A 23,951-nucleotide genomic window follows, 5' to 3' on the forward strand; every position below is an offset into this window, starting at 1 on the left:
GGGCGGTCCGCTCAGCCGATGGTGGTGTTCATGGCGGCGAGGAGGCCGGGCCAGCCCTGGCCCATCCCCTTGTGCGCCGCGCGGCCCGCCTCGCTGTCGAGGTCGAGGCCGGCGTGGGTGAGGAAGAGGCGGGTGCCGTGGCCCTCGGGTTCCAGCCGCCAGGTGAGGACGGAGTCCAGCACGCCCTCGGCGAAGGTGTAGCGGAGCAGCTTCTCCGGCTCGGCTTCGAGGACCTCGCACCGCTGCGCGCCCCACGGGCCCATCTCCAGCGTGAAGCGGTGGCCGACCTCGGCGCCGACGTCGCCGGCCGCCCACCACTTCGCGTGCTGCGCCGGGTCGGTGAGGGCCTGCCAGACCACCGCCGGCGGGTGGTCGAGGTACTGCTCGAACTCCAGGGTGGCGAGCTTGGTCATGGATGTTCCCGGTCCTGTTCGCGGTCGAGGTGGTCGGCGAGGGCGCGCAGCCGCGCGCGCCAGAAGCGCTCGAAGGGATGGAGCCACTCGCCGATCTCGGAGAGCGGTTCCGCGGTGAGGTGGTAGAGGCGCTGCCGGCCGCGCGGCTCCTCGCGGACCAGCCCGGCCGTGCGCAGTACCTGGAGGTGCTCGGATATCGAGGGCCGGCTCAGTTCGAAGAGCCCCGCCAGCTCCCCGGCGGGGAGCGGTCCTTCGCGGAGGGCTTCGAGGAGCCGGCGGCGCACGGGGTTGGCCAGCGCGCTGTAGACGTCCGTGGGCATGGCCCCACGGTACCCCAAAGCGTCGGAATTTTCCGACGCTTCCGCTCAGGGGGCGGTGAGGTCCGGATCGTCCAGCTCGGCCACCCCGGTGATCCGGTGGAGGGCGAAGGTGCGGACCTCCTCGCGGAGGTGGTCGTACGCGGTGACGTAGCCGCCCTCGACCCGGACCGGCTCCACCACCCGCTGGCTGGCCGAGCCCTCCGCGTTGACGTAGCCGATCCACAGCTGGGCGCCGGTGAGGACGGCGGTCTGCATCGCGGCCAGGGTGTCCGCCGCCGCGGTCCGCGGCAGCCGACCCGGCGTCTGGGCCTCGGCCCCGCTCGGCGCCCTGCGCGGGGCGGTGGAGGCCCGGTCGCCGGCCCGGATCGCCCGGACCGCCGCGTCCAGCAGCACCGCCCGCGGGGCCGGCGGGCCGTCCGGGATCGCCGCCGGCGCGGTACGCAGGGGCGTGCGCCGGGCGTCCGGCCGGGCGACCACCACGTCCCCCTCGGCGGACTCCGCGGCCGGGGCGTAGCCCATCGAGCGCAGCACGGAGAGGAGGGTGTCCGGCGCGCTCTGGGCGACCACCACGGTCGGCGCCAGCCGGCGCAGCCGCAGCTGCGCGGAGCGCCGGTCGGCCAGGATCTCGCCGAGGAGCGCCTCGTCGTCGCAGCGGAGATACGATCCGGCGGCGCCCACCCGGAGCCGGCCGTGCCGCCGGGCCACGTCGTCGACCAGGTAGTCCAGCGGCTGCGGCACCGGGGTGCGGGAGTGCCGGGCGAGGAACTCGTGCACCTCGGCCGCCGACCAGCCGACGTCCAGCGCCCGGCGGACCGACTCGGGGGTGAAGCGGTAGACGGTCGCCCCGCCCTTGGACTCCACGTCCGCGAGGAGGGAGAGGGCCTGCGCGATCGGGGTGTCCAGCGGCCCCGGGGCGATCGCGGTCAGATCGGGTTGCAGGATGACGTGGTCGACCGGCTCCGGGAGGAGCGGCTCCAGCGCCGCGCGGGCGGCCGCCCGCGCTCCCGCCTCGCGGGCGTTCGCCGTGCCGGCGGACGGATCCGCCAGCAGCGCGCGGGCCGGCGCGGCCAGGGCCCCGCGGCCGGTGACGCCGAGCCGCTCCGCCTCGGTGAGCGTCCACCGCACCAGACGGTCCTTCAACTCGCCGCCCCGGAGCGGCAGTTCCCAGTGCAGCCGGGCGGTCACGGCCGCCGTGTCCGCGGCGGTGCCGGGCGGCAGCTCGGCGAGGAGAGCCAGCACCCGGGCGCGGACGGTGGCCGCGATCGGCCGGTCCAGGTCGGGGCCGAGCGCCGAGAGCACCCTGCCGCGCGCGTCCTTCTCGCCGACCAGGCCGGCCACCCGGGAGCCGGTCAGCCAGCCGTCCGCGACCAGCCGCAGCCAGCGCTCGCCCGGCGACTGCCGCAGCCACTCGTCGTACGCCGGGGTGGGCGCCCAGACCTCGTCCGCCTCGCCGTCGCCGGCCAGCAGTCCTGCGGCGTAGGCGAGCTCCAGCCAGAAGGCGGCCTCCTCGGGCGGCAGGTCCGCCTCGGCCGCGGTGCGGCGCAGCTCGCGGACGCCCAGGCCGCCCGTGCGGAGCACCGGCGGAGGCGCGGTCGAGTACCGCTCAAGCAGCTCCTCGACGGTGCGCACGGCCAGGAAGGCCTGGCCGCCCGCGGCCCGGTCGACGGCCTCCGGCTCGCGCTCCCGCCCGGCCGGGGACGGCGGGACGGGGGTGGTCTCGCGGTGGACCCGCCCGCCCCGCAGGGTCAGCGCCGCCTCCCGGGGGAGCACCACCGTGCGGCGGTCCACCGGCAGCAGCAGGCCGCGGGCCAGCAGCCATTCCACGGGAGTGCGGGCCTCGGCGGCCCGGACCGGGCGGCCGGCCTCCGGGACGCTGCCGGTGGGCGGGCCCCAGGTGAGCCGGGACAGCACCTCCGACACCCCGTCAGGGGCGGTGTCCAGCAGCGCGGTCAGGGCCTCCTGGTCGGCGAAGAGGGCGGCCAGCGCCTCGGCCGCGGAGACCGGGTCGTGGGTGGGGGGCAGGCCGGCGTCGGCCAGCAGCTCCTGGAGGCGGGACGGTGAGGTGCCGGTGACCGCCTCCGCGAGGGTGGGGCCGAGGCCGGTCGGGCCCCCGCCGGGCTCGCTGCTCAGCGGCGGGGCGAGGACGTCGCGGACCGTGCGGGGCAGGTGGAGGGCCTCGTCGGCGCCCCAGAGGAGGGCCTGCTCGCGCAGCCGGGCGACGGCCGCGGCGGTGGCGCCGGCCGTCTCGGGGCCGCCGACCAGCGCCTCCACCTCGGTCAGCGGCACGCCGTCCGGGACCACCGCGATCGCCTCGGCCACGTCCAGCGTGAAGCGGTCCAGCCGCTCCAGGGCCCGGACCACGGAGGCCCTGGTGGAGAGCCTGGTGGAGAGCTGGGTGAGGTCGCTCGGGACGGGGTTGAGCAGGTCCGGACGGGCGCGCAGGAGCGCGGCGAGGTCGGCGTCGGCCCGGCCGCGGAGTTCCTCGGCGAGAGTGCGCGGCGCGCGGGCGGCGGTGGCTGCGCCGGAGGTCCTGCTGCTGCTCATCCGGCCCAGAGTAGTCCCTCGGCGGGGGCCCGCCCGGGTGTGCGAGGTGGGAGGCGTGCGGCGGGGCGTGCGGAGGTGGCGCACACATCAGGTGGTGGGCGGGGCGCCGGGCCCGTCCGTTCGGGGTCGTCCGGTAGGGGGGAGGAGTACCGTCGCAGCGGGCGCGGCGTGCGGGCGCGCACAGGAGGGGACCGGGAACGGTGGGGTACGAGAGCGACAAGCTGGTCTACGACTATCTCAGCCGGGTGGGTGATCTGGCGCAGGCCGCGTCGATGACCGCGGCCGAGCGGGCCAGACTCGTCGCCCGGGTGCGCTCGGAGATCGACTCCGGGCGGGCGCAGCTGCCCAAGGAGACCCCGGCGACCGTGCGGCGGCTGCTGAAGCGGGTCGGCTCGGCGGAGGACGTGGTCCGGGCGGCCGAGCGGGGCGGCCCGGAGGCCGGCGCGGCCGCGGCGGGGGCGCGCGGCGGGCCGCATCCGGAGGTGCCGGTGGGGGCCGGGCCGTCGGGGGCCGTCGGCGGCGGCCTCGGCGGCGGCCTCGGGGGCGGCCTCGGGGGCGAGGAGGACGGATCCGCCGTCTACAGCGGCGGTGGGGACTGGTGGCGGCTGCCGGACGAGTCCGCGGCCTCGGCGCCGGCCCCGGACGGGCGGCGGGTGCCGACCATGCGCGGCCCGGCCCAGGCGGACTTCGGCGTCTGGGACCGGGTGGAGCTGGACTTCGACGTCGAGGAGGGCGAAGAGGGCGAGGAGACCGAGGAGGACGGCGAGGCGGAGGCCGCGGAGGGGGCGGCTGCCCGGGGCCCGGTCGGTACGGGGGCCCAGGCCGGGGCCGAGGAGGCCGCGGAGGAGGTCGTCGAGGTCGCGCCGCGCAGGCGGCTGCTGCGGTTCCGGCGCGGGCCGCGGCGGGCCACCGGGCCGCTGCTGTGGCTGGAGGCGCTGGCGGCGCTGCTCCTCGCGGCGGCGGCGGTGCTGGGGCTCTGGTACCTGGCGGTGCTCGGCTGGTTCGCCACGTACGGATCGGTCCGGCTGGGCCAGACGATGCGGAAGTTCGTGTCGATCGGGGTGCCGGCGCTGACCGTGGCCGGGGGGCTGGTGTGGCTGTGGGCGCGGAGCACCGGGCACTGGGGCGCGGCGTTGACGCATCCGCAGGCCATGGCGGAGCTCAAGGGGATGTGGGGGGCGTTGCTGCGGATCGCGTCGGCCGCGTCGGCGGTCCTCCTCGGCTGGCTCATCTACCGCCAGCGCCGCTGGTAGCGCCGCGGCGGCCCGGTCGGCCGGGCCGGACGTCATCCCCACCCCCTGCCCGCCCGCCGCGAGCGCCCTCGGCGCCGTCCTCGGGGCGGGTGGGGGTATCGCTGCCTCTTCGGGGCTAATCCTCGGGCGTTGCGCCTGGTCGGCGCCGCGCCCAGCGGTAACGCTGGGAGGACTGGTCACGGTGGCGGGAGGAGGGGACGGATGGGCTTCGGTGCGCGAGGAGCCGTGTTCGACACGGACGGGGTGCTCACCGACACCGCGAGCCTGCACGCGCAGGCCTGGCGGCGGACCTTCGACGGATACCTGCGGGAGCGCGCCCAGCGCCTGGGCGAGGAGCCGCCGCGCCCCTTCGACCCGCGGCGGGACTACCTCTCGCTGATCGACGGCCGCTCGCGGGAGGACGGCGCCGCCGCCTTCCTGGAGTCGCGCGGGATCCACCTCGCCGGCCCGGACGAGCTGCGGGCGCTGACCGACCGCAAGGACGCCGCCTTCATGGAGCTGCTGCGCACCCAGGGCGCCCGCCCGTACCCGTCCTCGCTGGACTTCGTCCGCTCGCTGCGCCGCGCCGGGGTGCCCACCGCGGTGGTCTCGGCCAGCCGGCACTGCCGCGAGGTGCTGGAGAGCGCCGGCGCCGCCGGGCTCTTCGACGTCCGGGTGGACGGGATCGACGCGGCCCGGCTGAAGCTGCCGGGCAAGCCGGACCCGGCGCTCTTCCTGGAGGCCGCCCGCCGGCTCGGCACCGAGCCGGGGCGGACGCTGCTGGTCGAGGACGCGATCGCCGGGGTGAGCGCCGGCCGGCGGGGCGGCTTCCATCCGGTCGTCGGCCTGGATCGCGGCGCCGGGGAGTCCGCCCTGCTGGAGGCGGGCGCGGACCGGGTGGTCGAGGACCTCGCCGAGCTCGGCGAGGAGGCGGCCCGATGATCGAGGACCCCCTCCTCGCCGAGGACTGCGACGCCGACGACTGGACGCTGCGCTACCAGGGCTTCGACCCCGAGCGGGAGGGGCAGCGGGAGGCGCTCTGCGCGGTCGGCAACGGCTACTTCGTCACCCGGGCCGCCGCTCCCGAGTCGGTCGCCGACGGCGTCCACTACCCCGGCACCTATCTGGCCGGCTGCTACCACCGCGCGGTCTCCGAGGTCCACGGCCGCCAGGTGGTCAACGAGGATCTGGTGAACGGGCCGAACTGGCTGGCGTTCAGCTTCCGGGCGGCGGACGCGAAGCCCGGCGCGCCCTGGTTCGGGGAACCCGGCTTCACCGTGCTCCCCGACTCCCAGACGCTCGAACTCGACCTCCGCACAGGCGAGTTGACCCGCCGTGCGATCTGCCGCGACCCGCAGGGCCGCCATACCCGGATCACCCAGCGCCGGCTGGCGCACATGGGGCGGCCGCACATCGGCCTGCTGGAGACGGAGATCGCCCCGGAGGACTGGGTGGGCGAACTGACCATCCGCTCCGGCGTGGACGGCCGGGTCGACAACCTCGGCGTCGCCCGCTACCGGGAGCTGAACAGCCACCACCTGGATCCGCAGGGGCAGGGCGGCGGCGAGCAGGGCGACCCCGTCTGGCTGCATTCCGGGCCCTCCGACAGCCCGCTGCGGATCGCGGTGGCCGCCCGTACCGTCCTGCGCCGCCCGCACGCCGGGGAGGCGCGGTGGGAGCTGCGGGTCGAGGAGGGGCGGGTGGCGGAGGAGTTCACCGTCCCGGTCCGGCCGGGTGAGACGGTGGTCGCGGAGAAGATCGCGGCGCTCTGCACCTCCCGGGACCGCGCCATGGAGGACCCCCCGGCGATGGCCCGCCGGCTCGCCGCCGAGGCGCCCGCCGCCGCCGAGCTCCGCGGCGAACAGGCCCTGCGCTGGCGGGAGTTGTGGAACCGGTGCCGACTGGAGGTGCGGCCGGACCACATCGTCGCCGTCCGGCTGCACCTCTTCCACCTGATGCAGACCTTCTCCGAGCACTCGGTCGGCCTGGACGTCGGCATCCCGGCCCGCGGGCTGCACGGCGAGGCGTACCGCGGCCACGTCTTCTGGGACGAGCTGTTCATCCTGCCGCTGCTCAACCTCCGCTTCCCGGAGCTGAGCCGGGCCGTGCTGGAGTACCGCCACCGCCGGCTGCCCGCCGCCCGCCGGGCCGCCCTCTCCACCGGCGCGACCGGGGCCATGTACCCGTGGCAGAGCGGGATGGACGGGCACGAGGAGACCCAGGAGGTGCACCTCAACCCCAAGTCCGGCCGCTGGCACCAGGACCGCAGCCGGCTGCAGCGGCACGTCGGCCTCGCCGTGGGGTACAACGTCTGGCAGTACTACCAGGCCACCGGGGACGACGACTTCCTGGCCCGGGCCGGCGCCGAGATGCTGCTGGAGATCGCCCGCTACTGGGCCCATCTCGCCGAGTACGACCGGTCCACGGGGCGGTACCGGATCCGCGGGGTGATGGGACCGGATGAGTACCACGACGGCTATCCCTGGACCGACGCGCCGGGCCTGGACGACAACGCGTACAGCAACGTCCTGGCCTCCTGGACGCTGTCCCGGGCGCTGGAGGCGCTCGGCCACCTGCCCGGACGCCGCCGCGGCGAGCTGCTGGAGCGGATCGGCCTGGACGCGGACGCGCTGGAGCACTGGAACGAGATCTCCCGCCGGCTGACCGTGCCCTTCCACGACGGGGTGATCAGCCAGTTCGCCGGCTACGAGCGGCTGGAGGAGCTGGACTGGGAGGGCTACCGGGCCAAGTACGGCGACATCCGGCGGCTGGACCGGATCCTGGAGGCCGAGGGGGACACCCCCAACCGGTACCGGGTCTCCAAGCAGGCCGATGTGCTGATGCTCTGGTACCTCTTCCCGCCCTCCGAGGTCCTCGCCCTCCTCGACCGGATGGGCTACCGCCCCGAGGGCGACCCGATGCGGGAGGCGGCCGCGTACTACCTGCGGCGCACCGCCCACGGCTCGACGCTGAGCGCCGTGGTGCACGCCTGGGTGCTGGCGCGCTGCGACCGCCGGGCGTCCTGGGAGTTCTTCCGCGAGGCCACCGCCGGTGACCTGGAGGACGTCCAGGGCGGCACCACCGCCGAGGGCATCCACCTCGGCGCCATGGTCGGCACGGTCGACCTCCTCCAGCGCTGCTATCCGGGTCTCGACACCCGGGCAGACGCCCTCTTCCTGGAGCCCAACCTGCCGTCCTCGGTGGCGACCGTGGAGCTGAACCTCCGCTACCGCGGGCACTGGGACGTCGGCCTGCGGCTCACCCACGAGGAGGTCGTGCTGCGGCTGCCGGACGAGCCGCCGGGCGTCCCCGTCCGGGTGGTGCTGCCGGACGGGGTGCGCCTGCTGCGGCCGGGCGAGACCCAGCGGGTGCTGCTCCCCCCGAACCCGTACCGGGAGCCGTACTAGCCGCAGGTGGCGGTGGTGTAGAGGATGTGGGTGGTGCGGCGCAGGGGGGCCGGGGGCAGCGCGGCGAAGGCCGCGGACCTGGCCTCCTCCCGGCGGGACTCGGGGATCCGGTCCAGCACCCGGCGGCGGCCGCCGCCCCACTGGGAGCGCCACCAGTCCTCGGGGCCGCCGTAGTCGGAGTGCGCCACCTCGTCGTGGACCCGGATGGCCTCGAAGCCCGCGTCGGCGAGCAGCGCCGGGATGTCGGGGCCGGAGCGGCGGTGGCCGGCTCCGGGGTCCGGCCGCTCCTCGGGGTCCGGCTCGGCGAAGGAGGCGAGCACCCGGAAGGCCTCGCCCCAGCGCGGGTCGTCGTCGGGCCCGAAGGAGGTGGCGCCGAACCGCCCGCCGGGGGTGAGCAGCCGGCGGGCGGAGGCGATCGCCGCCGCGGGGTCGGGGGTCACCTGGAGCACCAGGCTGGAGAGCACCGCCTCGAAGGAGGAGTCGGGGAATCCGGGCGACTCGATGTCGTCCACCCGCACCGAGACGTTGCGCAGCCCGAGCCGCGCCGCCTCCTGGGCGGTGGCGTGCGCCATCCCCTCCGAGAGGTCGATGCCGACCGCGTAGCCGTCCGGGCCGACGGCCTCGCGGGCGGGGAAGAGCACCGCGCCGCGGCCGCAGCCGAAGTCGATCACCCGGTCTCCGGGGCGCAGCCCGGCCAGCTCGGTCAGGCGGGCGCCGATGCGGTCGTGGAACCCGCCGTGGGCGCGCTGGTAGTCCTCCTTCGCGACCAGGTCGAAGGTGTGGGCGATGCGCTCCTTGCGCCGCGCCTGGTCGCGTCCCGCCCCCAGGGGCTCCACCGGTTCCACTGGAATCGTCGGCATCCTGCCATGGTGGTGCGGAGTGACCTGGCTCACAAGGGTTGCGCACCGGGATGGTTCGCGCCGACCGGGTGTCAGACGCCGAGGAGGTACTGGAGCTGGGAGAGGAGTTCGTTGGCGCCGGTGTAGCCGATGCCGAGGAACCACAGCTGGTCGTCGACCGGGAAGGCCTGGTGCTTCGCCACCGCGGGCAGCGCCCGCCAGGAGGCGCCGCCGGTGACGGCCTTCTGCTGGGAGTCCTCGGCCGGTCCGTAGCCCGCGTAGAGGAGGGTGGTGGCGTCCGAGGTCTGGTGGATCCCGCTCGCGTCCACCTCGGTGGCGAAGACCTCGCCGTCCTGCGCCCCCGGGCGGCCCACCTGGACGTCGGCCAGGACGCTGCCGGCGAAGCTCTTCCTGCCGTACAGCCGGATCGGCCGGCCGGCGACGAACCGCACCAGTCCGACCTTGTGGGCGCCCGCCTTGTCCTTGCCGCCGAGGGCGTCGACGACGTTGGCCACATGGGCGGAGTAGGCGTCGATCACCACGCCGACGGAGTCGTCCAGGCCCAGCGCCGAGGCGTGCAGCCGGAAGTTGGACTTCCACGGGTAGCCGGTGGTCTCGGTGAGGACGGTCGGAGCGATCGCGCTGAGCTGCCGGTAGCGGCTGCCGTCGCGGTACCTGCTGGAGAGGATGAGGTCGGGTTCCAGCTCCGCGATGGCCCTGAGGTCGGGCCGGCCGATGGTGCCGACCCGCTTGACCGGGGAGAGCCGGTCGGAGGCCCAGTAGTCGAGCAGTCCGGAGTCGACGGGGGCGCGGCAGGCGCCGACCGGGGTCAGCCCCAGGGTGAGGACGGAGTCCAGCTCGGCGGTGTCCAGGGTGACGATCCGGGACGGCGAGGAGGGGACGGTGACCTTGCCCATCACGGTGGAGACCGTGCGGGGGGAGGGGGAGGGGCCGACCGAGGGCGGCGCGGTCGGGGAGGCGGAGGTGCCCGAGCTCCCCGAGCCCCCCGCCGAGCCCGAGCCCCCGGCCGAGCCCGAGCCCGCGGATGAGCCCGAGTCCGAGCAGCCGGCCAGTGCGAGGCCGGCGCCGAGCCCGGCGCCCAGGCCGAAGCCGAGCAGCGAGCGGCGGGACGGCCCCGCGGGACGGCGGGCGGGGTCGGGTGGCTGACGGTTCATCAGTCGCCCATTATGTCCGATTTGATGATGAAGGTCGGAGAGGGCGGACGGTGTGGCGACCGCTCAGGCCGCGGCCCGGCGGGGGCCGGGGGCGCCGGGGACCACCAGCGGGGTGCCGGTGACCGGGTCCGGCACCACCACCGACTCGAGGCCGAAGACCTCCCGCACCAGCTCGGCGGTGACCACCTCGGACGGCGGGCCCTCGGCGGCGATCCGCCCGGCCTTCATCGCCACCAGGTGGTCCGCGTACCGGGCGGCCTGGTTGAGGTCGTGGAGGACGGCGACGGTGGTCTGCCCGCGCTCCCGGTTCAGCTCCGCCACCAGGTCGAGGACCTCGATCTGGTGGGCGATGTCCAGATAGGTGGTGGGCTCGTCGAGCAGCAGGAGGTCGGTGTCCTGGGCGAGCGCCATGGCGATCCAGACCCGCTGCCGCTGGCCGCCGGAGAGCTCGTCCACCGGGCGGTCGGCCAGCTCGGCGACGGCGGTCCGCTCCATCGCCAGCCCGACGGCGGCCTCGTCCGACTCCGACCACTGCCGCCACCAGCTCTGGTGCGGCTGCCGTCCGCGGGCGACCAGGTCGGCCACGGTGATCCCGTCCGGTGCGACCGGGGTCTGCGGCAGCAGGCCGAGCTTGCGGGCCACCTCCCGGGTGGGGGTGCGGTGCAGCTCCGCGCCGTCCAGCAGGACGGACCCGGAGGCCGGGCGGAGCAGCCGGCCGAGCGCCCGCAGCAGGGTGGACTTGCCGCAGGCGTTGGGGCCGACGACCACGGTGACCCGGCCGTCCGGTACGGCGAGGTCGAGGTCCTCGACGACCGTCCGCTGCTCGTAGGCCAGGGTGACCTGACGTGCCGTCAGTCGCGCGCTCACTCCGCCGGCTCCCCTCGGTGGAACGGTTGGGTCTGGTTAGGCAAACCTAACCTACTCCATGGGCGGGCCGGCACCCCACGTACCCTGGGGCCCATGGCAGACCCGAACACCCAGGCGCCGCTGACCGTCGGCTTCGACCTGGACATGACGCTGATCGACTCCCGGCCGGGCATCAAGTACACCTACGACCTGGTCGCGGAGGAGTTCGGGGTGCCGATCGACAGTGAGCTGGTGATCAGCCGGCTCGGGCCGCCCGTCGAGCGGGAGATGGCCCACTGGTTCCCGCCCGAGCGGGTGCAGGAGGTCTCCGACCGCTACCGGCAGCTGTACGCGGTGCACGGCGTGGACGGCTGCGACCCGCTGCCCGGAGCCGTGGAATCGCTGGCGGCGGTGCGGGAGTTGGGCGGCCGGGCGCTGGTGGTCACCGGGAAGCACACGCCGAACGCGGTCCTCTGCCTGAAGAGCGCGGGGATGGCGGACGCCGTCTCGGAGGTCTTCGGCGACGTCTTCGCCGAGGGGAAGGGCGAGATCCTGATCACCGAGGGCGCCGCCGTCTACGTCGGGGACCACCTCGGCGACCTGGTCGCGGCGCGCACGGCGGGCGCGGTCGGGGTGGGCGTGGCCACCGGGCCGTACACGGCGGCCGAGCTGACGGCGGAGGGCGCGGACGTCTCGCTGCCCGACCTCACCGGATTCCCGGCCTGGCTGGCGGGGTACGCCGGGCGGGCGTCGGGCTGAGCGGACGTCAGGCGTCGGCGGCGGTCGAGGCCGCCCGGCGCTGGCTCATCGCCGCGCGGACCATGCCGAGCAGCGCCACCAGGAAGCCGAGCGGCATCAGCATGCAGGCGGCGTAGGCGGGGGTCGGCAGCCGGCTCATGCCGAGGAAGAGCGGGGCGACGGTGGCGATGGTCGCCAGGGCCCCGACGATGAAGACGATCCCGCCGGTCCGCACGAGGGCGTCGCCGGCGCGGGCGGTGTTGTCGCTGGTGCTCACAGGAACAGGGTAGGCGGTGCCGGCGAGAGGCCGCCGAGAGGGCCGGAACGGAGGGCTCCGTACCTGGTCGGCCGGGATGCCGGGAGATCGTTAATCCCTGGGCGCGCTGGGTATGACACGGTAGGTTGGGCGCGGGTCGGAGCTTCTGTGTCGGAAAGCGGGTGTGTGCTTTGCCTACCGGCAAGGTCAAGTGGTTCAACGCGGACAAGGGGTTCGGATTCCTCTCCCGCGATGACGGAGGGGACGTCTTCGTCCACTCCAAGGCGCTTCCCGCCGGTGTGGACACCCTCAAGCCGGGGCAGCGGGTGGAGTTCGGCGTGGTCGCCGGGCATCGGGGGGACCAGGCACTCTCGGTCGTCCTCCTCGATCCGGTGCCGTCGGTGGCGGCGGCGATGCGGAAGCGGCCGGACGAACTCGCTCCGATCGTGCAGGATCTGACGACGCTTCTGGAGCGGGTGCTGCCGGGGCTGCAGCGGGGCCGCTACCCCGAGAAGCAGTCCGGCAAGCAGATCGCGCAGATGCTGCGGGCGGTCGCGGACCAACTGGACGTCTGAGGCCCGGGCGCCCCGCAGGTCGCGAGCGACCCGAGGGGCGCGGATCGCCGGGCTAGCGCCCCGGGAAGGCCAGTGCGTCGGCCGGCAGCTCGGGGACCAGCCCCTGCGCGGCGGCCCGGCTGAGGAACGCGGAGACCGCCTCGTAGCCCGCGGGGCCGAGGTCGCGGGTGAACTCGTTGACGTAGAGGGCGATGTGCTGGTCGGCGACCGCGGGGTCCATCTCCTCGGCGTGGGTGAGGACGTAGTCCCGGGACGCGGCGGGGTCGGCCCACGCGTACTCGACGGAGGCGCGGATCGTGCCGGCCAGCAGCCCCAGGCGCTCCGCGCCGAGCGAGCGGCGGGCGATGATCGCGCCGAGCGGGATGGGGAGGCCGGTGTCCGCCTCCCACGCCTCGCCCATGTCCGCCAGCTTGCGGATGCCGAACTGCTGGTAGGTGAACCGCGCCTCGTGGATCACCAGTCCGGCGTCGACCTTGCCGTCCCGCACCGCCGGCATGATGTCCCGGAAGGGCAGGACGACGATCTCGCCGAGCCCTCCCGGCACCGCCTTCGCCGCCCAGAGGCGGAAGAGGAGGTACGCGGTGGACCGCTCGCTCGGCACCGCGACGGTCTTGCCCGCCAGCGCCGCCGGGTCCTCCGGCGCGTCCGGCCCGACCAGCACCAGCGGCCCGCAGCCCCGGCCCAGCGCCCCGCCGGACGGCAGCAGCGCGTACTCGCCCAGCACCCAAGGGAGTTGGGCGTAGGAGAGCTTGAGGACGTCCAGCTCCCCGCGCTCGGCCATCCCGTTGGTGAGGTCGATGTCGGCGAAGGTCACCCGCGGCGCCGGCTCCCCGTCGACCAGGCCGTTCGCCCAGGCGTGGAAGACGAAGGTGTCGTTGGGGCAGGGCGAGTAGGCGATGGTCAGCGGTGCCATGGGGACGCTCCTTCAGGCCTTCGGGTGCAGTAGCGCGGGGTACGGCAGCGCGGCGTAGACGCGCTCCAGCGCGGCGAGCGCGTCGCCGATCACCCAGGACGACCGGTCCCGCGGACCCACCGCATTGGACACCGTACGCAGCTCCTGGACGGGGATGCCGAAGGGGGCCGCCGCCTCGGCCACCCCGAAGCCCTCCATGGCCTCGGCCACCGCCTCCGGGTGACGACCGGTCAGCTCGGCGGCGCGGGCGGCGGTGCCGGTGGTGGTCGAGACGGTGAGCACCGGGCCGGCGCTGACCGGCAGCCCGGCGGCCCGCAGCGCGCCGGTGATGAGCGCCACATGCGCGGTCTCATGCCGGATCCGGCCGAAGCCGAGCGCGGCGACGTCGGCGAAGCCCCCGGGAGCCTCCGGGGCCTCCGCGCCCAGGTCCGCGGCGACGATGCCGTCCGCGACCACGGCCGCCCCCATCGCGGCCCGCGGCGCGAAGCCGCCGGCGATGCCGGAGGAGACGGCCAGCGCGTACCCGTCGCCGCCGACGGCCAGCGCGGTGGCGGTGGCCGCCGCGGCGGCGGCCGGGCCCACGCCCGCGGCCAGCACGTCGACCGGCCAGCGGCGGCGGAGGGTGCGTCCGCCGGGCAGCGGAACCTCGACCGGTGCGGCGTCCTCCTCGGCCCCGGGGACGCCCCTGAGCACCGCGTCCGCCTCGACCGGGACCGCGGTCACGACCAGCAGGCGCACGGCGGGATCAGAGGCTCTTGTTGTCGAGCTCGTAGTACCAGACGCCGTAGGCCTTGTTGCCCTGGTCCATCGAGACGACGGTCAGCAGGGTCTTGGCCTTCGAGCTGGACATCACCTGGGTGGCGCGGACCTGGCCGGAGAAGGTGGTCGACCTGGTCCAGCCGGAGAGGACCGCCTGGCCGGAGCCCGTGGTGGAGGAGTCGCCGCCGTCGGTGAAGGCGTCCCAGCCGTGGCCCGCCATGGTCTCGTCCAGGCCGACCGACACCATGTCGTTGCTGCGGACGTTGATGGACGGCAGCTTGCCCTGGGAGGCCGCGGAGAGGGCCTTCGTCTGGCAGAGCTTGACCTGCGCGTCGGACAGCGGCTTGCCGTCGTTGTAGCAGGTCGGCTCGGCGGTCTTGAAGCCCTTGCCCACGGTGACCGTGGCCAGCGGCTGGGGCTTGGTGATGCTGGAGGCGTTGGCAGCGGACGTGCCCGCGGCGATGGCGCAGCCCACGACGACGAGGGCCCCCAGGGCGATGGCAGGACGGCTAAGGCTCATGAGCCGAAGGCTACCTGTAGAGATCGTTCCGTCGGACGGCGGGTCAGGCCGTGTCCTCCGCCGCCCGGCCCACGGTCCCCCGGGCGGGGTGCGGCGGCCGCGGCATCCGGCGGAGGCTGCGGAGGGTGAGCAGCAGGCAGGCGATCAGCAGCGCGGCCGCGGTGCCGGTGCCCAGGCGGCCGATCAGCGGCAGGACGATGCCCAGTCCGCCGCCGAGCACCCAGCCGAGTTGCATCAGGGTCTCCGAACGGGCGAACGCGGAGGTGCGGATCCGCTCCGGGACGTCCCGCTGGATCAGCGCGTCCAGCGCGACCTTGCCGAGCGACTGGGCGATGCCGGCCACGCCGGCCGCCAGCACCACGGTGAGCGGCAGGTACCAGAGGGTGGCGGCGGTGAGCGCGGCCGCCGCGGCGGCCAGCATCGCGGTGACGGTCAGCTCCGGCCCGCGGCTGCGCAGCCAGGAGCCGATCACCGTGCCCACCATGTTGCCCGCCCCCAGCGCCCCGGCGGCCAGCGCCAGGGCCAGCGCGCTGGGCAGCCCGCCGACCGGGTGCTCCCGCAGCAGGAAGGCGAAGAAGAAGGTGAGGAAGCCGGAGAGGGCACGCAGCGAGCCCTCCGCCCGGACCGCCAGCCGCACCGCCGGGCCGGCCTCCCGCCAGCTGCGGCGGAGGCGGGCGAGGAGCGGCTCGCGCGGCGGACGCGGCCCGGACGGCTGCTCGGCGCGGAGGTCGGGGCTGTCCACCTGGTGGGGGAGGGAGAAGGAGAGGACGGCGCCGGCCACGAAGACCAGGAAGGCGGCGCGCAGCGGCCAGTCCGGCCCGATGAAGTGCAGCGCCCCGCCCAGTCCGCCGGCCAGGGCGGTGGCGATCAGCCCGGCCAGTGTCACCCGTGAGTTCGCCTTGACCAGCGTCACCCCCTCGGGGCGAAGCCGGGGCACGACCACGCTGCGCACCACCCCGTACGCCTTGGAGGAGACCAGGACGCCCAGCGCCTCCGGATAGAGTTCCAGGCCACCGGTGCGGATCGAGCCGGCCATCGTCCAGGCGAGCATCGCCCGGGCCAGCATGGCGGTGGCCATCGCGGCCCGCCGACCGGACGGCAGCCGGTCCAGCAGCGGGCCGATCACCGGGGCCAGCAGGACGAACGGCGCCATCGTCACCAGCAGGTAGAGGGCCACCCGGTCGCGGGCCTGGCCGGTGGGCACGGAGAAGAAGATGGTGGAGGCGAGGGCGACGGTGATCAGCATGTCGCCGGCCGAGTTCACCGCGTGGAGTTCGATCAGATGGGCGAGTCCGGACTCGCCGGCTCCCCCGGCCGAGGTGGCCTTTCTGATCCGGCGCCCGGTCGCCCCCGCGGCCTTGCCGGTGCCCACCGCCGCGGCCGCGACGGCGCGCCTGGCACCCTCCCGGAAGCCCCTTGCCGCGCCCTCGGGTGGCGGGGCGTCCGGGCGGTTCGGAGTACGGTCCTCGTCCGCCACACTGCCATCCTGCCGGAGCGGCGCGGATGCCGGGTACTGTCCGGGCCAACGGCGGGACGATAGCGTTCGTCAGGTACCGGGGTGGTTGGAGGCGCTCGGAACGTCCCGCAGAATGGTGTACGAGTCCCGGGCCGAGCGCCGTACGGCCGCGCGGCAGCGGCGCCCCTGACACCGGTGTCTGAAGACTTGGATTGGGAGAGAATCGATCCTGTGAGTCCTGCGATGCGAAGCCGTACCCCTGACCGGCTGTGTGCCGAAGCCGTAGAGCTGGCCCGCAGGGCCGCGGTGGAGTCGGCCGGGGCCGACTCGGTGGGCGAGCACCAGGGCCTGGAGGTGGACGGCGACCGCGTCGTCACCCACTACTTCGCCTGCGCCGAGCTCGCCTACCGCGGCTGGCGCTGGGCGGTCACGGTGGCCCGCGCCTCCCGCGCCAAGAACGTCACCGTGGACGAGATCGTCCTGCTGCCCGGGGCGGACGCGCTGATCGCCCCGCAGTGGGTGCCGTGGAGCGAGCGGCTGCTCCCGGGCGACCTCGGCCCCGGCGACCTGCTGCCCACCCCGGCCGACGACCCCCGTCTGGAACCGGGCTGGACCGGGAGCGACGAGGGGCGGCCGGCGCCCGCGGCCGGTTCCGCCGCGGCCACCGAGGAGACCAGCGCCGAGGCGTTCGTCCCCGAGGAGCTGGAGCTCAGCGAGAGCGCCCGCGGCACGGTCGCGGACGTCGCCTCGGAGCTCGGGCTCGGACGCCCCCGGGTGCTCTCCCGGTACGGGCTGCATCTGGCCGCCGACCGCTGGGAGAAGGAGCACGGGCCGCACAGCCCGATGGCGCAGGCCGCGCCGGCCTCCTGCTCCAGCTGCGGCTTCCTGATGCCGGTGGGCGGTGTGCTGGGGCAGGCCTTCGGGGTGTGCGCCAACGAGTACAGCCCGGCGGACGGGCGGGTCGTGTCGCTGGGCTTCGGCTGCGGCGGGCACTCGGAGGCGGCGGTGATGCCGACGGCCCCGCAGCCCGCCGAGCCGATCCTGGACGAGCTGCGGGTGGATCCGATGGCGCTGCGGGGCGGCGGAAACGGCGGCGGCTCGGTCGAGGCGGGCGCCCCGCCGGAGGAGCTGGGCCACTCCTGAGGCCTTCGGCAAGGCGCTAGGCGCCGCCGCGTTCGGGGCGGTGTGACGGGATCTGTCGCGGACACGGAAGAATGCGCGGGACCATAGGGGTCCGAGCAGGAGGCCGAGTCGAGTGGAACCGCGGATCGTCGGAAGCCCGGAGAACGCCGTAGGCGCGGTCGGTGAGGCCGAGGACGTCTTCGACACGGGGGCCTTGCGGCACCGAGTCCTGGCGGCCTGGGCCGCCTCGCCGGCGCGCTTCCGGGAGGATGCGAACGCCGAGGAGGAGCTGGCCCTCGGCGGCTACCGGGACCGCCTGGTGGTCGAGCTGGCCCAGAACGCGGCGGACGCGGCGGCCCGCGCCGGACGCCCCGGCCGGCTGCGGCTGACCCTCCGGGACGGGGTGCTGGCCGCGGCCAACTCGGGTGCCCCGCTGGACGGTTCCGGCGTCGAGTCGCTGTCCACGCTGCGGGCCTCGGCCAAGCGGGCCGGGGACGAGGGCACGGTCGGCCGGTTCGGCGTCGGCTTCTCCGCCGTCCTCGCGGTGAGCGACGAGCCGGCGGTGCTCAGCACCTCGGGCGGGGTGCGCTGGTCGATGGGCGAGGCCCGGGCCGCGATCGAGGGACTGGGCGACCGGACGCTGCTGGACGAGGTGCGCCGCCGGGACGGCCATGTGCCGCTGCTGCGGCTGCCGCTGCCGGCCGGCGGCACCCCGCCGGACGGCTACGACACCGTGGTGGTGCTGCCGCTGCGCGACGGCGCCGCCGGCGACCTGGCCCGCCGGCTGCTCCAGGAGGTAGACGACGCCCTGCTGCTGACGCTGCCTCAGCTGGACGAGGTGGTCGTCGAGATCGACGACGGGCCGGTGCGGGTGCTGCGCCGGGAGTCCGCGGGGCCCGAGGGCGAGGGGCCGACCGAGGTGGCGGTCGCCGAGCAGGTCGGGGACGGTGAGCCGACCCGCAGCCGCTGGCAGGTGGTCGCCGACTCCGGCTCGCTGGAGTCCGGACTGCTCGCGGACCGGCCGGTGGAGGAGCGGCTGCGCCCCTGGTGGTCGGTGACCTGGGCGGTCCCGGTGGACGAGGCAGGGCGCCCGCGCAATCCCCGCACGCCCCCCGTGGTGCATGCGCCCACCCCGAGCGACGAGCCGCTGGGACTGCCCGCGCTGCTGATCGCGACGCTGCCGCTGGACTCCACCCGGCGCCATGTCGCCCGCGGGCCGCTGACCGACTTCGTCCTGGCCAGGGCCGCCGAGGCGTACGCCAGGCTGGTGCGGGAGCGCGGGCCGCGGGTGGACTCGCTCGACCTGGTGCCGGGCCCGCTGGGCAAGGGCGAGCTGGACGGGGCGCTGCGCGCCCAGGTGCTGGAGCGGCTCGCCGAGGTGCCGTTCCTGCCGGCCGCCGAGCCGGCCGGGCCCACCGAGGGCCCCGAGGGTCCCGAAGAGGACGGCGCGGAGGCGATCGGGCTGCGGCCCGGTGAGGCGGTGCTCCTCCAGGGCGCGGACCGGGAGCTGGTGGCCGCGGTGGCCAGCGTGCTGCCGGGGATGCTGCCGGCCGGCCTGGAGCGCCGCCCGGAGCTGCGCACCCTCGGCGTACGGCGGCTGCCGCTGGCCGAGGTGGTCGATCAGCTCTCCGGTCTGGACCGGCCGCCCTCCTGGTGGCGGCTGCTCTACGCGGCGCTGGCCGGGGCCGATCCGGAGCCGCTGGGCGCCCTCCCGGTGCCGCTGGCCGACGGGCGCACCGTGACCGGGCCGCGGCGGGTGCTGGTCCCGGCGACCGGAGCGGCCGCCGAGGCGGAGTGGGGCGCCGATCCGGCCGAGACCCCGCTCGCCGACGATCTGGCCCGGCTGGGGCTGCGGGTGGTGCACCCGGAGGCCGCCCACCCGCTGCTGGAGCGCCTCGGCGCCGGGGTGGCCGTCCCCGCCGGGGTGCTGGCCGCGCCCGAGCTGCGGTCCGCCGTGGAGCGCAGCCTGGAGATCGCCGAGGACGACCCGGAGCGGGCGGAGGAGCTGGCCGACGCCGTGCTCCGGGTGGTGCGCGCGGCCGGGGCGCGGCCCGGGGAGTACCCGTGGCTGGCCCGGCTGGCGCTCTCGGACGAGGAAGGCGAGCCGGCCCCGGCCGGTGAACTGGTGCTGCCGGACAGCCCGTGGGGCGCGGTGGTGGACGAGGAGGACGCCGCTTTCGTCGGCGAGGAGTGGGTGGAGCGCTGGGGCGGCGAGGTGCTGGCCGCCGCGGGCGTCGCCGCCGCGCCGGTGCTGGTGCGGGCCGCCGAGGCGGTCCTGGACCCGGACGACCTGGAGCGTCTCGACCCGACCGCCGAGCCGGACCGGGCCGCCGGCGGCGAGCCCACCGGGCTGATCGACGAGTCCCCGGACGGCCTCGCCGAGTGGGCCGAGGAGGTGCTGGACACCCTGGAGGCGCGGGGCGACGGCCTCGGCGGCGCGGGCGGGCCGGAGGGGGTCGAGGTGCCGCCGGTCGCCGTCGAGCTGGCGGCCGTGCGCGACCTCGACCTGGTGGCCGAGGAGGCCTGGCCTGAGGCGCTGGCCATGCTGGCCGTCCCGCCGCTGCGGTACGCGGTGACCGAGCCGGTGGTGCTGCGGCTGCCGGACGGCGGGAGCACCAGCGTCCGGCCGTACACCGCCTGGTGGCTGCGGGACCACCCGGTGCTGGACGGGCGGCGCCCCGCGGGCCTGCGCGCGGCCGGCTCCGACCCGCTGCTGCGCGGCCTCTACGAGGAGGCCGGCACCCCGCTGGACGAGGAGTTCCTCCACGCCCTCGGGGTGCGCACCTCGCTGGCCGCGCTGCTGGCCGAGCCGTTCGGCGCGGACGAGCTGCTGGAGCGGCTGGCCGACCCGCAGAGCGTCGTCACCCACCGGCAGCTGCACGGCCTGTACTCGGCGCTGGCGCAGGTGGACGCGATGGCGATCGGCGGGGAGCCGGCCCAGGTGCGGGCGCTGCCGGCCGCCGGGGACGGCGAGCCGCGGCGGGCCGAGGGCACCGCCGTGGTGGACGCCGAGCTCGCGGTGATCGCGGACGCCCCGGACCTGATGCAGCTGCTGGACGGGGTGCCGGTGCTGCCGGTCGCCCCCGTACTGGCCGGGGCGCTGGCCGAGCGGCTGCGGGTGCCGCTGGCCAGCGAGGTGGCCGGCGGGCGGGTGCTGACCGAGGGCGACCGCCGGCCGGTGCCGCCCGCGGTCCGCGCGCTGCTGCCGGAGAACTGCCCCGGGGAGTACGAGGAGCACGAGGAGCTGCTGGTCGTGGGGGTGGACGGCGGGGAGGCCCCGGTGGACTGGCGGTGGGACGGCGAGGAGCTGCACGCCGCCACCCCGGAGGGGCTCGCGGCCGGGCTGGCCTGGGCCTCCGGCCAGTGGGTCCGCCGCTTCGAGCTGCTCACCGCGATCGGCGACCCGGGGCGGTCCGAGGAGTTGGTCGCCGAACGGGATTTCGAGGGGTGAGGAGAAGGCAGGGGGCCCGCCGGACGAGTCCGGCGGGCCCCCTTGGGGTGATCACTCAGTGGAGGTGAGGAATCAGACGGCGGTGACGTTCTCCGCCTGCGGGCCCTTGGGGCCCTGGGTCACGTCGAACTCGACGGTCTGGTTCTCCTCCAGCGAACGGAACCCGTTCGCATTGATGGCGGAGTAGTGGACGAAGACGTCGGGGCCGCCGCCGTCCTGGGCGATGAAGCCGAAGCCCTTCTCGGCGTTGAACCACTTGACGGTTCCGGTCGCCATACCGTTCTCCTTGCGAGGGACGAATGGACACCGCACTTCGCGGCGCCCTGGGTCCGCTGCGCTGATCGCCCCGCCGCCTTCAGTCCTTCTGAAACAAAAGCTCTGAAAACCAAGAGAAGCCCGCGGTCACATGCTCCGCAGGCTCCACGTACTGCAAGGGAAATCAAACTGCAACTGCGGTCAACCGTAGCACGCGGACCCCCGGACGACCAGGGACTGGATCAGGAAAAGCGCTCCGGCGTGTCGGGGCGGTGAGGGGGCCGTGCCGGAGTCGTACCGGCGCTGAACCCGGCCTGAACCCGGGTCGAACCGGAGTCGTGCCGGGGGTGCGCAGGGGCCGTGCCGGGGGCTGGGGCTAGCCTGCGGGGGTGGACATTTCTCACGAAGCTCACGTCCCGCATACACCGGGGAAGCGCCCCCGGGTCGGGCACATCCAGTTCCTCAACTGCCTGCCCATCTACTGGGGTCTGGCGCGCACCGGCAGCCTGCTCGACCTGGACCTCACCAAGGACACTCCGGACCGGCTGAACGACCTGCTGGCCGACGGGGACCTGGACATCGGCCCGATCTCCTGCCTGGAGTACCTGAAGCACGCCGACGACCTGGTCGTGCTGCCGGACATCGCGGTGGGCAGCGACGGGCCGGTGATGTCCTGCCTGATCGTCAGCCAGCTGCCGTTGAACGAGCTGGACGGGCGGCGGGTCGCCCTCGGCTCCACCTCGCGGACCTCCGTCCGGCTGGCCCAGCTGCTGCTGGAGGAGCGCGAGGGGGTCCACCCCGAGTACTTCACCTGCCCGCCCGACCTGCCGGTGATGATGCAGGAGGCGGACGCCGCGGTGGTGATCGGCGACGCCGCGCTGCGCGCCTCCCTCCACCAGGCGCCCGAGTTGGGCCTGCAGGTCCACGACCTGGGTGAGATGTGGAAGGAGTGGACCGGGCTGCCGTTCGTCTTCGCGGTCTGGGCCGCCCGCAAGGAGTACCTGGCCGCCAACCCGCACGCGGTGCGGGAGGTGCACCGGGCCTTCCTGGAGTCCCGGGACCTCTCCATGGCCGAGGTGGACAAGGTCTGCGAGCAGGCCGCCCGCTGGGAGGCCTTCGACGAGGAGACCTTCCGCCGCTACTACACCAAGGCCCTGGACTTCTCCTTCGGCGACCGGCAGCTCGCCGGCATCCGCGAGTTCGCCCGCCGGGTGGCCGCGGACTCGGGCTTCGCCCCCGAGCTGGAGATCTCCCTCCTCCCCGGCTGAGGCGGCGGCCGGGTCACCGGCCGCGATGCCGCAGTCCGCGCCCGGCGGCGGGCCGGTGCCCGCCCCCGGGCCGGGCGGCGGCCTGCCCGAGACCGGCGGACCGGCTGGCGTAGGCTGGCTCGGTCGATTCGACACGTCCGACGCAGTGCAGGAGAAGGGATCGATCGCCGTGGTGAACGCCGAGACCGCCGAAGCTCTGGATATCGCATTCGCCGGTGGCAGGCTCTCCCCCGAGCAGGCGCTCGACCTGTACCGCAACGCGCCGCTCCACTCGCTGGGGCGGGCGGCGGACGCCGCGCGCCGGCGCCGGTACGCGGGGACCGAGCACATCGCCACCTACATCATCGAGCGGAACATCAACTACACGAACGTCTGCGTGACGGCGTGCAAGTTCTGCGCGTTCTACGCCCCGCCGAAGAGCGAGAAGGGCTGGTCGCGGGATCTGGACGAGATCCTGCGCCGCTGCGGCGAGACGGTGGAGCTCGGCGGGACGCAGATCATGTTCCAGGGCGGCCACCACCCGGACTACGGCGTCGAGTACTACGAGCGGGCCTTCTCGGCCATCAAGGCCGCGTACCCGCAGCTGGTGATCCACTCGCTGGGGGCCTCCGAGGTCGAGCACATGGCGAAGGTCTCGGGAGTGACCATCGAGGAGGCGATCCGGCGGATCCACGCCGCCGGGCTCGACTCGTTCGCCGGCGCCGGGGCCGAGCTGCTGCCCGCCCGGGCGCGCAACGCCATCGCCCCGCTCAAGGAGTCCGGCGAGCGCTGGCTGGAGATCATGGAGACCGCCCACAACCTGGGCGTCGAGTCCACCTCCACCATGCTGATGGGCACCGGCGAGACCAACGCCGAGCGGATCGAGCACCTGCGGATGATCCGCGAGGTGCAGGACCGGACCGGCGGCTTCCGCGCCTTCATCCCGTACACCTACCAGCCGGAGAACAACCATCTGAAGGGGCAGACGCAGGCCACCCTCTTCGAGTACCTGCGGATGATCGCCATCGCCCGGCTGTTCCTGGACAACGTGGCGCACATCCAGGGTTCCTGGCTGACCGTCGGCAAGGAGATCGGCCAGCTGTCGCTCCACTACGGCGCGGACGACCTGGGCTCGGTGATGCTGGAGGAGAACGTGGTCTCCTCGGCCGGCGCCAAGCACCGCTCCAACCTGCTGGAGCTGATCCACCTGATCCGCGCGGCGGGACGGGTGCCGGCGCAGCGGGCGACCACCTACGAGCACCTGGCGGTGCACGAGGACCCGGCGAACGACCCGGTGGACACCCGGGTGAGCTCGCACATCGCCTCCACGGCGATCGAGGGCGGGACCGCCCACCCCGAGCTGCAGATCGTCGCCACGAGCTGACGAGCCGACGACCTGACGACCTGACGAGCTGACTGATGCTCACCTTGCATACGGTGGCGGGGAGTTCCGGGGAGCCGGAGTCCGCCGTCCTCGTCGAGGGCGGGCGGATCGCCGCGCTCGGGACGGCCGCCGAGCTGCAAGCCGGCAACCCCGGCGCCCGGGTGCGCGAGTGGCCGGCCGGCGCCCGGCTGGCCGCCGGGCGGCTGTGGACCGGGCCGCTGCCGGACGCGCCCAGCCCGCGCGAGCGGGTCTACGCGGCGCTGCGGCTCGGCGCGACGGCGCTGCTGGGCGCCGAACTGGCGGGCGAGCCCGGCGGGGACGAGCTGCGGGCGGCCGCGCGGCGCAGCGGCGTACCGGTGCTGGACGGGCCGCGGGAGCCGCGGCTGGCCGTCGGCGAGCGGGCGGACCTCGTCGTCCTCGACGCCGGCGGCGGGTGCGTGGCCACGGTCGTGGGCGGGAAGCTTGTGCACAGGAGACGCTGACCTCTAGCATCTCGCTG

Annotated in this window: 22 protein-coding genes; 10 read left to right on the forward strand and 12 right to left on the reverse strand. The window is 75.3% G+C overall.

What is annotated here, in order from left to right; genetic code table 11:
• Window positions 1-11: 11 nt before the first annotated feature.
• The 3 genes from BS73_RS21600 to BS73_RS21610 are packed head-to-tail and all read right to left on the reverse strand — an operon-like array spanning window position 12 to window position 3,277.
• Window positions 12-413, reverse strand: coding sequence for an SRPBCC family protein (locus BS73_RS21600; RefSeq protein ID WP_037574935.1), 402 nt, complete (start codon window positions 411-413; stop codon window positions 12-14).
• Window positions 410-733 carry an ArsR/SmtB family transcription factor gene (locus BS73_RS21605; protein ID WP_037574937.1) on the reverse strand — a complete coding sequence of 108 codons (324 nt, stop codon included), beginning with the start codon at window positions 731-733 and terminating at the stop codon, window positions 410-412. The genes BS73_RS21600 and BS73_RS21605 overlap by 4 nt, the downstream gene beginning before the upstream one ends.
• Window positions 734-778: 45 nt before the next feature.
• Window positions 779-3,277, reverse strand: a complete 2,499-nt coding sequence (locus BS73_RS21610; protein ID WP_037574939.1) for a helicase-associated domain-containing protein — start codon at window positions 3,275-3,277, stop codon at window positions 779-781.
• A 200-nt stretch (window positions 3,278-3,477) separates the two neighbouring features.
• On the opposite strand from BS73_RS21610, the gene BS73_RS21615 reads away from it, so the two are divergent.
• The 3 genes from BS73_RS21615 (at window position 3,478) to BS73_RS21625 (ending at window position 7,916) form a co-directional block, all read left to right on the forward strand.
• Window positions 3,478-4,530: a hypothetical protein gene (locus tag BS73_RS21615; RefSeq protein ID WP_037574941.1), complete on the forward strand. Its 1,053-nt coding sequence runs from the start codon at window positions 3,478-3,480 to the stop codon at window positions 4,528-4,530.
• Between the two features lie 225 nt (window positions 4,531-4,755).
• Window positions 4,756-5,451 carry an HAD family hydrolase gene (locus tag BS73_RS21620; RefSeq protein ID WP_235215488.1) on the forward strand — a complete coding sequence of 232 codons (696 nt, stop codon included), beginning with the start codon at window positions 4,756-4,758 and terminating at the stop codon, window positions 5,449-5,451.
• Window positions 5,448-7,916 carry a glycoside hydrolase family 65 protein gene (locus tag BS73_RS21625; RefSeq protein WP_051940230.1) on the forward strand — a complete coding sequence of 823 codons (2,469 nt, stop codon included), beginning with the start codon at window positions 5,448-5,450 and terminating at the stop codon, window positions 7,914-7,916. The genes BS73_RS21620 and BS73_RS21625 overlap by 4 nt, the downstream gene beginning before the upstream one ends.
• Here BS73_RS21625 and BS73_RS34915 read toward each other — a convergent pair.
• From BS73_RS34915 to BS73_RS21640, 3 genes are all read right to left on the reverse strand, one after another.
• Complete coding sequence (locus BS73_RS34915; RefSeq protein ID WP_084704252.1) at window positions 7,913-8,776, reverse strand: class I SAM-dependent methyltransferase; 864 nt, start codon at window positions 8,774-8,776, stop codon at window positions 7,913-7,915. The two genes, BS73_RS21625 and BS73_RS34915, sit on opposite strands and share 4 nt — an antisense overlap.
• A 71-nt stretch (window positions 8,777-8,847) precedes the next feature.
• Window positions 8,848-9,930 (reverse strand): ABC transporter substrate-binding protein, encoded by a 1,083-nt coding sequence (locus tag BS73_RS21635; protein WP_051940234.1) that lies wholly within the window; start codon window positions 9,928-9,930, stop codon window positions 8,848-8,850.
• A 63-nt stretch (window positions 9,931-9,993) separates the two neighbouring features.
• Complete coding sequence (locus BS73_RS21640) at window positions 9,994-10,797, reverse strand: ABC transporter ATP-binding protein (protein ID WP_037574944.1); 804 nt, start codon at window positions 10,795-10,797, stop codon at window positions 9,994-9,996.
• A 93-nt stretch (window positions 10,798-10,890) separates the two neighbouring features.
• Here BS73_RS21640 and BS73_RS21645 point away from each other — a divergent pair, with 93 nt between their 5' ends.
• Window positions 10,891-11,535: an HAD family hydrolase gene (locus BS73_RS21645; RefSeq protein ID WP_037574946.1), complete on the forward strand. Its 645-nt coding sequence runs from the start codon at window positions 10,891-10,893 to the stop codon at window positions 11,533-11,535.
• A gap of 7 nt (window positions 11,536-11,542) precedes the next feature.
• Here BS73_RS21645 and BS73_RS21650 read toward each other — a convergent pair whose 3' ends face one another.
• On the reverse strand, window positions 11,543-11,791 hold the full coding sequence (locus BS73_RS21650; RefSeq protein ID WP_037574948.1) for a hypothetical protein: 249 nt from the start codon (window positions 11,789-11,791) through the stop codon (window positions 11,543-11,545).
• A gap of 170 nt (window positions 11,792-11,961) precedes the next feature.
• Between BS73_RS21650 and BS73_RS40755 the strand changes: the two genes are divergently transcribed.
• Window positions 11,962-12,345, forward strand: a complete 384-nt coding sequence (locus BS73_RS40755; protein WP_037574950.1) for a cold-shock protein — start codon at window positions 11,962-11,964, stop codon at window positions 12,343-12,345.
• A gap of 52 nt (window positions 12,346-12,397) precedes the next feature.
• Here the strand turns inward: BS73_RS40755 and BS73_RS21660 are convergent, their stop codons facing one another.
• The 4 genes from BS73_RS21660 to BS73_RS21675 are packed head-to-tail and all read right to left on the reverse strand — an operon-like array spanning window position 12,398 to window position 16,014.
• Window positions 12,398-13,258: a 1,4-dihydroxy-6-naphthoate synthase gene (locus BS73_RS21660; protein WP_037574952.1), complete on the reverse strand. Its 861-nt coding sequence runs from the start codon at window positions 13,256-13,258 to the stop codon at window positions 12,398-12,400.
• Between the two features lie 12 nt (window positions 13,259-13,270).
• Window positions 13,271-13,996: a futalosine hydrolase gene (locus tag BS73_RS21665; protein WP_037574954.1), complete on the reverse strand. Its 726-nt coding sequence runs from the start codon at window positions 13,994-13,996 to the stop codon at window positions 13,271-13,273.
• Between the two features lie 7 nt (window positions 13,997-14,003).
• The gene (locus BS73_RS34920; RefSeq protein ID WP_051940236.1) at window positions 14,004-14,537 is read right to left on the reverse strand and encodes a hypothetical protein; all 534 of its coding nucleotides are present in this window, start codon (window positions 14,535-14,537) and stop codon (window positions 14,004-14,006) included.
• 43 nt (window positions 14,538-14,580) lie between these two features.
• Window positions 14,581-16,014 (reverse strand): MFS transporter, encoded by a 1,434-nt coding sequence (locus BS73_RS21675; protein ID WP_063837042.1) that lies wholly within the window; start codon window positions 16,012-16,014, stop codon window positions 14,581-14,583.
• 222 nt (window positions 16,015-16,236) lie between these two features.
• On the opposite strand from BS73_RS21675, the gene BS73_RS21680 reads away from it, so the two are divergent.
• Window positions 16,237-17,136: a DUF3027 domain-containing protein gene (locus tag BS73_RS21680; protein WP_407675039.1), complete on the forward strand. Its 900-nt coding sequence runs from the start codon at window positions 16,237-16,239 to the stop codon at window positions 17,134-17,136.
• Window positions 17,137-17,248: 112 nt separating this feature from the next.
• On the forward strand, window positions 17,249-20,566 hold the full coding sequence (locus BS73_RS21685) for a sacsin N-terminal ATP-binding-like domain-containing protein (protein WP_037574958.1): 3,318 nt from the start codon (window positions 17,249-17,251) through the stop codon (window positions 20,564-20,566).
• Between the two features lie 72 nt (window positions 20,567-20,638).
• On the opposite strand, the gene BS73_RS21690 is transcribed toward BS73_RS21685, so the two are convergent.
• Window positions 20,639-20,842: a cold-shock protein gene (locus tag BS73_RS21690; protein ID WP_037574960.1), complete on the reverse strand. Its 204-nt coding sequence runs from the start codon at window positions 20,840-20,842 to the stop codon at window positions 20,639-20,641.
• Between the two features lie 368 nt (window positions 20,843-21,210).
• Between BS73_RS21690 and BS73_RS21695 the strand changes: the two genes are divergently transcribed.
• The 3 genes from BS73_RS21695 to BS73_RS21705 all read left to right on the forward strand — a co-directional run bounded on the left by BS73_RS21695 (window position 21,211) and on the right by BS73_RS21705 (window position 23,934).
• Window positions 21,211-22,089, forward strand: coding sequence for a menaquinone biosynthetic enzyme MqnA/MqnD family protein (locus BS73_RS21695; protein ID WP_051940238.1), 879 nt, complete (start codon window positions 21,211-21,213; stop codon window positions 22,087-22,089).
• Window positions 22,090-22,258: 169 nt separating this feature from the next.
• Entirely contained in the window at window positions 22,259-23,452 is a 1,194-nt protein-coding gene (gene mqnC / locus BS73_RS21700; RefSeq protein ID WP_037580569.1) for a cyclic dehypoxanthinyl futalosine synthase, read from the forward strand.
• Window positions 23,453-23,487: 35 nt separating this feature from the next.
• On the forward strand, window positions 23,488-23,934 hold the full coding sequence (locus BS73_RS21705) for an imidazolonepropionase-like domain-containing protein (protein WP_037574962.1): 447 nt from the start codon (window positions 23,488-23,490) through the stop codon (window positions 23,932-23,934).
• Window positions 23,935-23,951: the final 17 nt, after the last annotated feature.

This window comes from Phaeacidiphilus oryzae TH49, from assembly GCF_000744815.1.
Lineage (GTDB): Bacteria > Actinomycetota > Actinomycetes > Streptomycetales > Streptomycetaceae > Phaeacidiphilus > Phaeacidiphilus oryzae.

Bases quoted from the DNA above. Each gene is read 5' to 3' on its own strand.
- BS73_RS21600 (WP_037574935.1), bottom strand. From the start codon at position 413: ATGACCAAGCTCGCCACCCTGGAGTTCGAGCAGTACCTCGACCACCCG.
- BS73_RS21605 (WP_037574937.1), bottom strand. From the start codon at position 733: ATGCCCACGGACGTCTACAGCGCGCTGGCCAACCCCGTGCGCCGCCGG.
- BS73_RS21610 (WP_037574939.1), bottom strand. From the start codon at position 3,277: ATGAGCAGCAGCAGGACCTCCGGCGCAGCCACCGCCGCCCGCGCGCCG.
- BS73_RS21625 (WP_051940230.1), top strand. From the start codon at position 5,448: ATGATCGAGGACCCCCTCCTCGCCGAGGACTGCGACGCCGACGACTGG.
- BS73_RS34915 (WP_084704252.1), bottom strand. From the start codon at position 8,776: ATGCCGACGATTCCAGTGGAACCGGTGGAGCCCCTGGGGGCGGGACGC.
- BS73_RS21635 (WP_051940234.1), bottom strand. From the start codon at position 9,930: ATGAACCGTCAGCCACCCGACCCCGCCCGCCGTCCCGCGGGGCCGTCC.
- BS73_RS21645 (WP_037574946.1), top strand. From the start codon at position 10,891: ATGGCAGACCCGAACACCCAGGCGCCGCTGACCGTCGGCTTCGACCTG.
- BS73_RS21660 (WP_037574952.1), bottom strand. From the start codon at position 13,258: ATGGCACCGCTGACCATCGCCTACTCGCCCTGCCCCAACGACACCTTC.
- BS73_RS34920 (WP_051940236.1), bottom strand. From the start codon at position 14,537: ATGAGCCTTAGCCGTCCTGCCATCGCCCTGGGGGCCCTCGTCGTCGTG.
- BS73_RS21680 (WP_407675039.1), top strand. From the start codon at position 16,237: ATGCGAAGCCGTACCCCTGACCGGCTGTGTGCCGAAGCCGTAGAGCTG.
- BS73_RS21690 (WP_037574960.1), bottom strand. From the start codon at position 20,842: ATGGCGACCGGAACCGTCAAGTGGTTCAACGCCGAGAAGGGCTTCGGC.
- BS73_RS21705 (WP_037574962.1), top strand. From the start codon at position 23,488: ATGCTCACCTTGCATACGGTGGCGGGGAGTTCCGGGGAGCCGGAGTCC.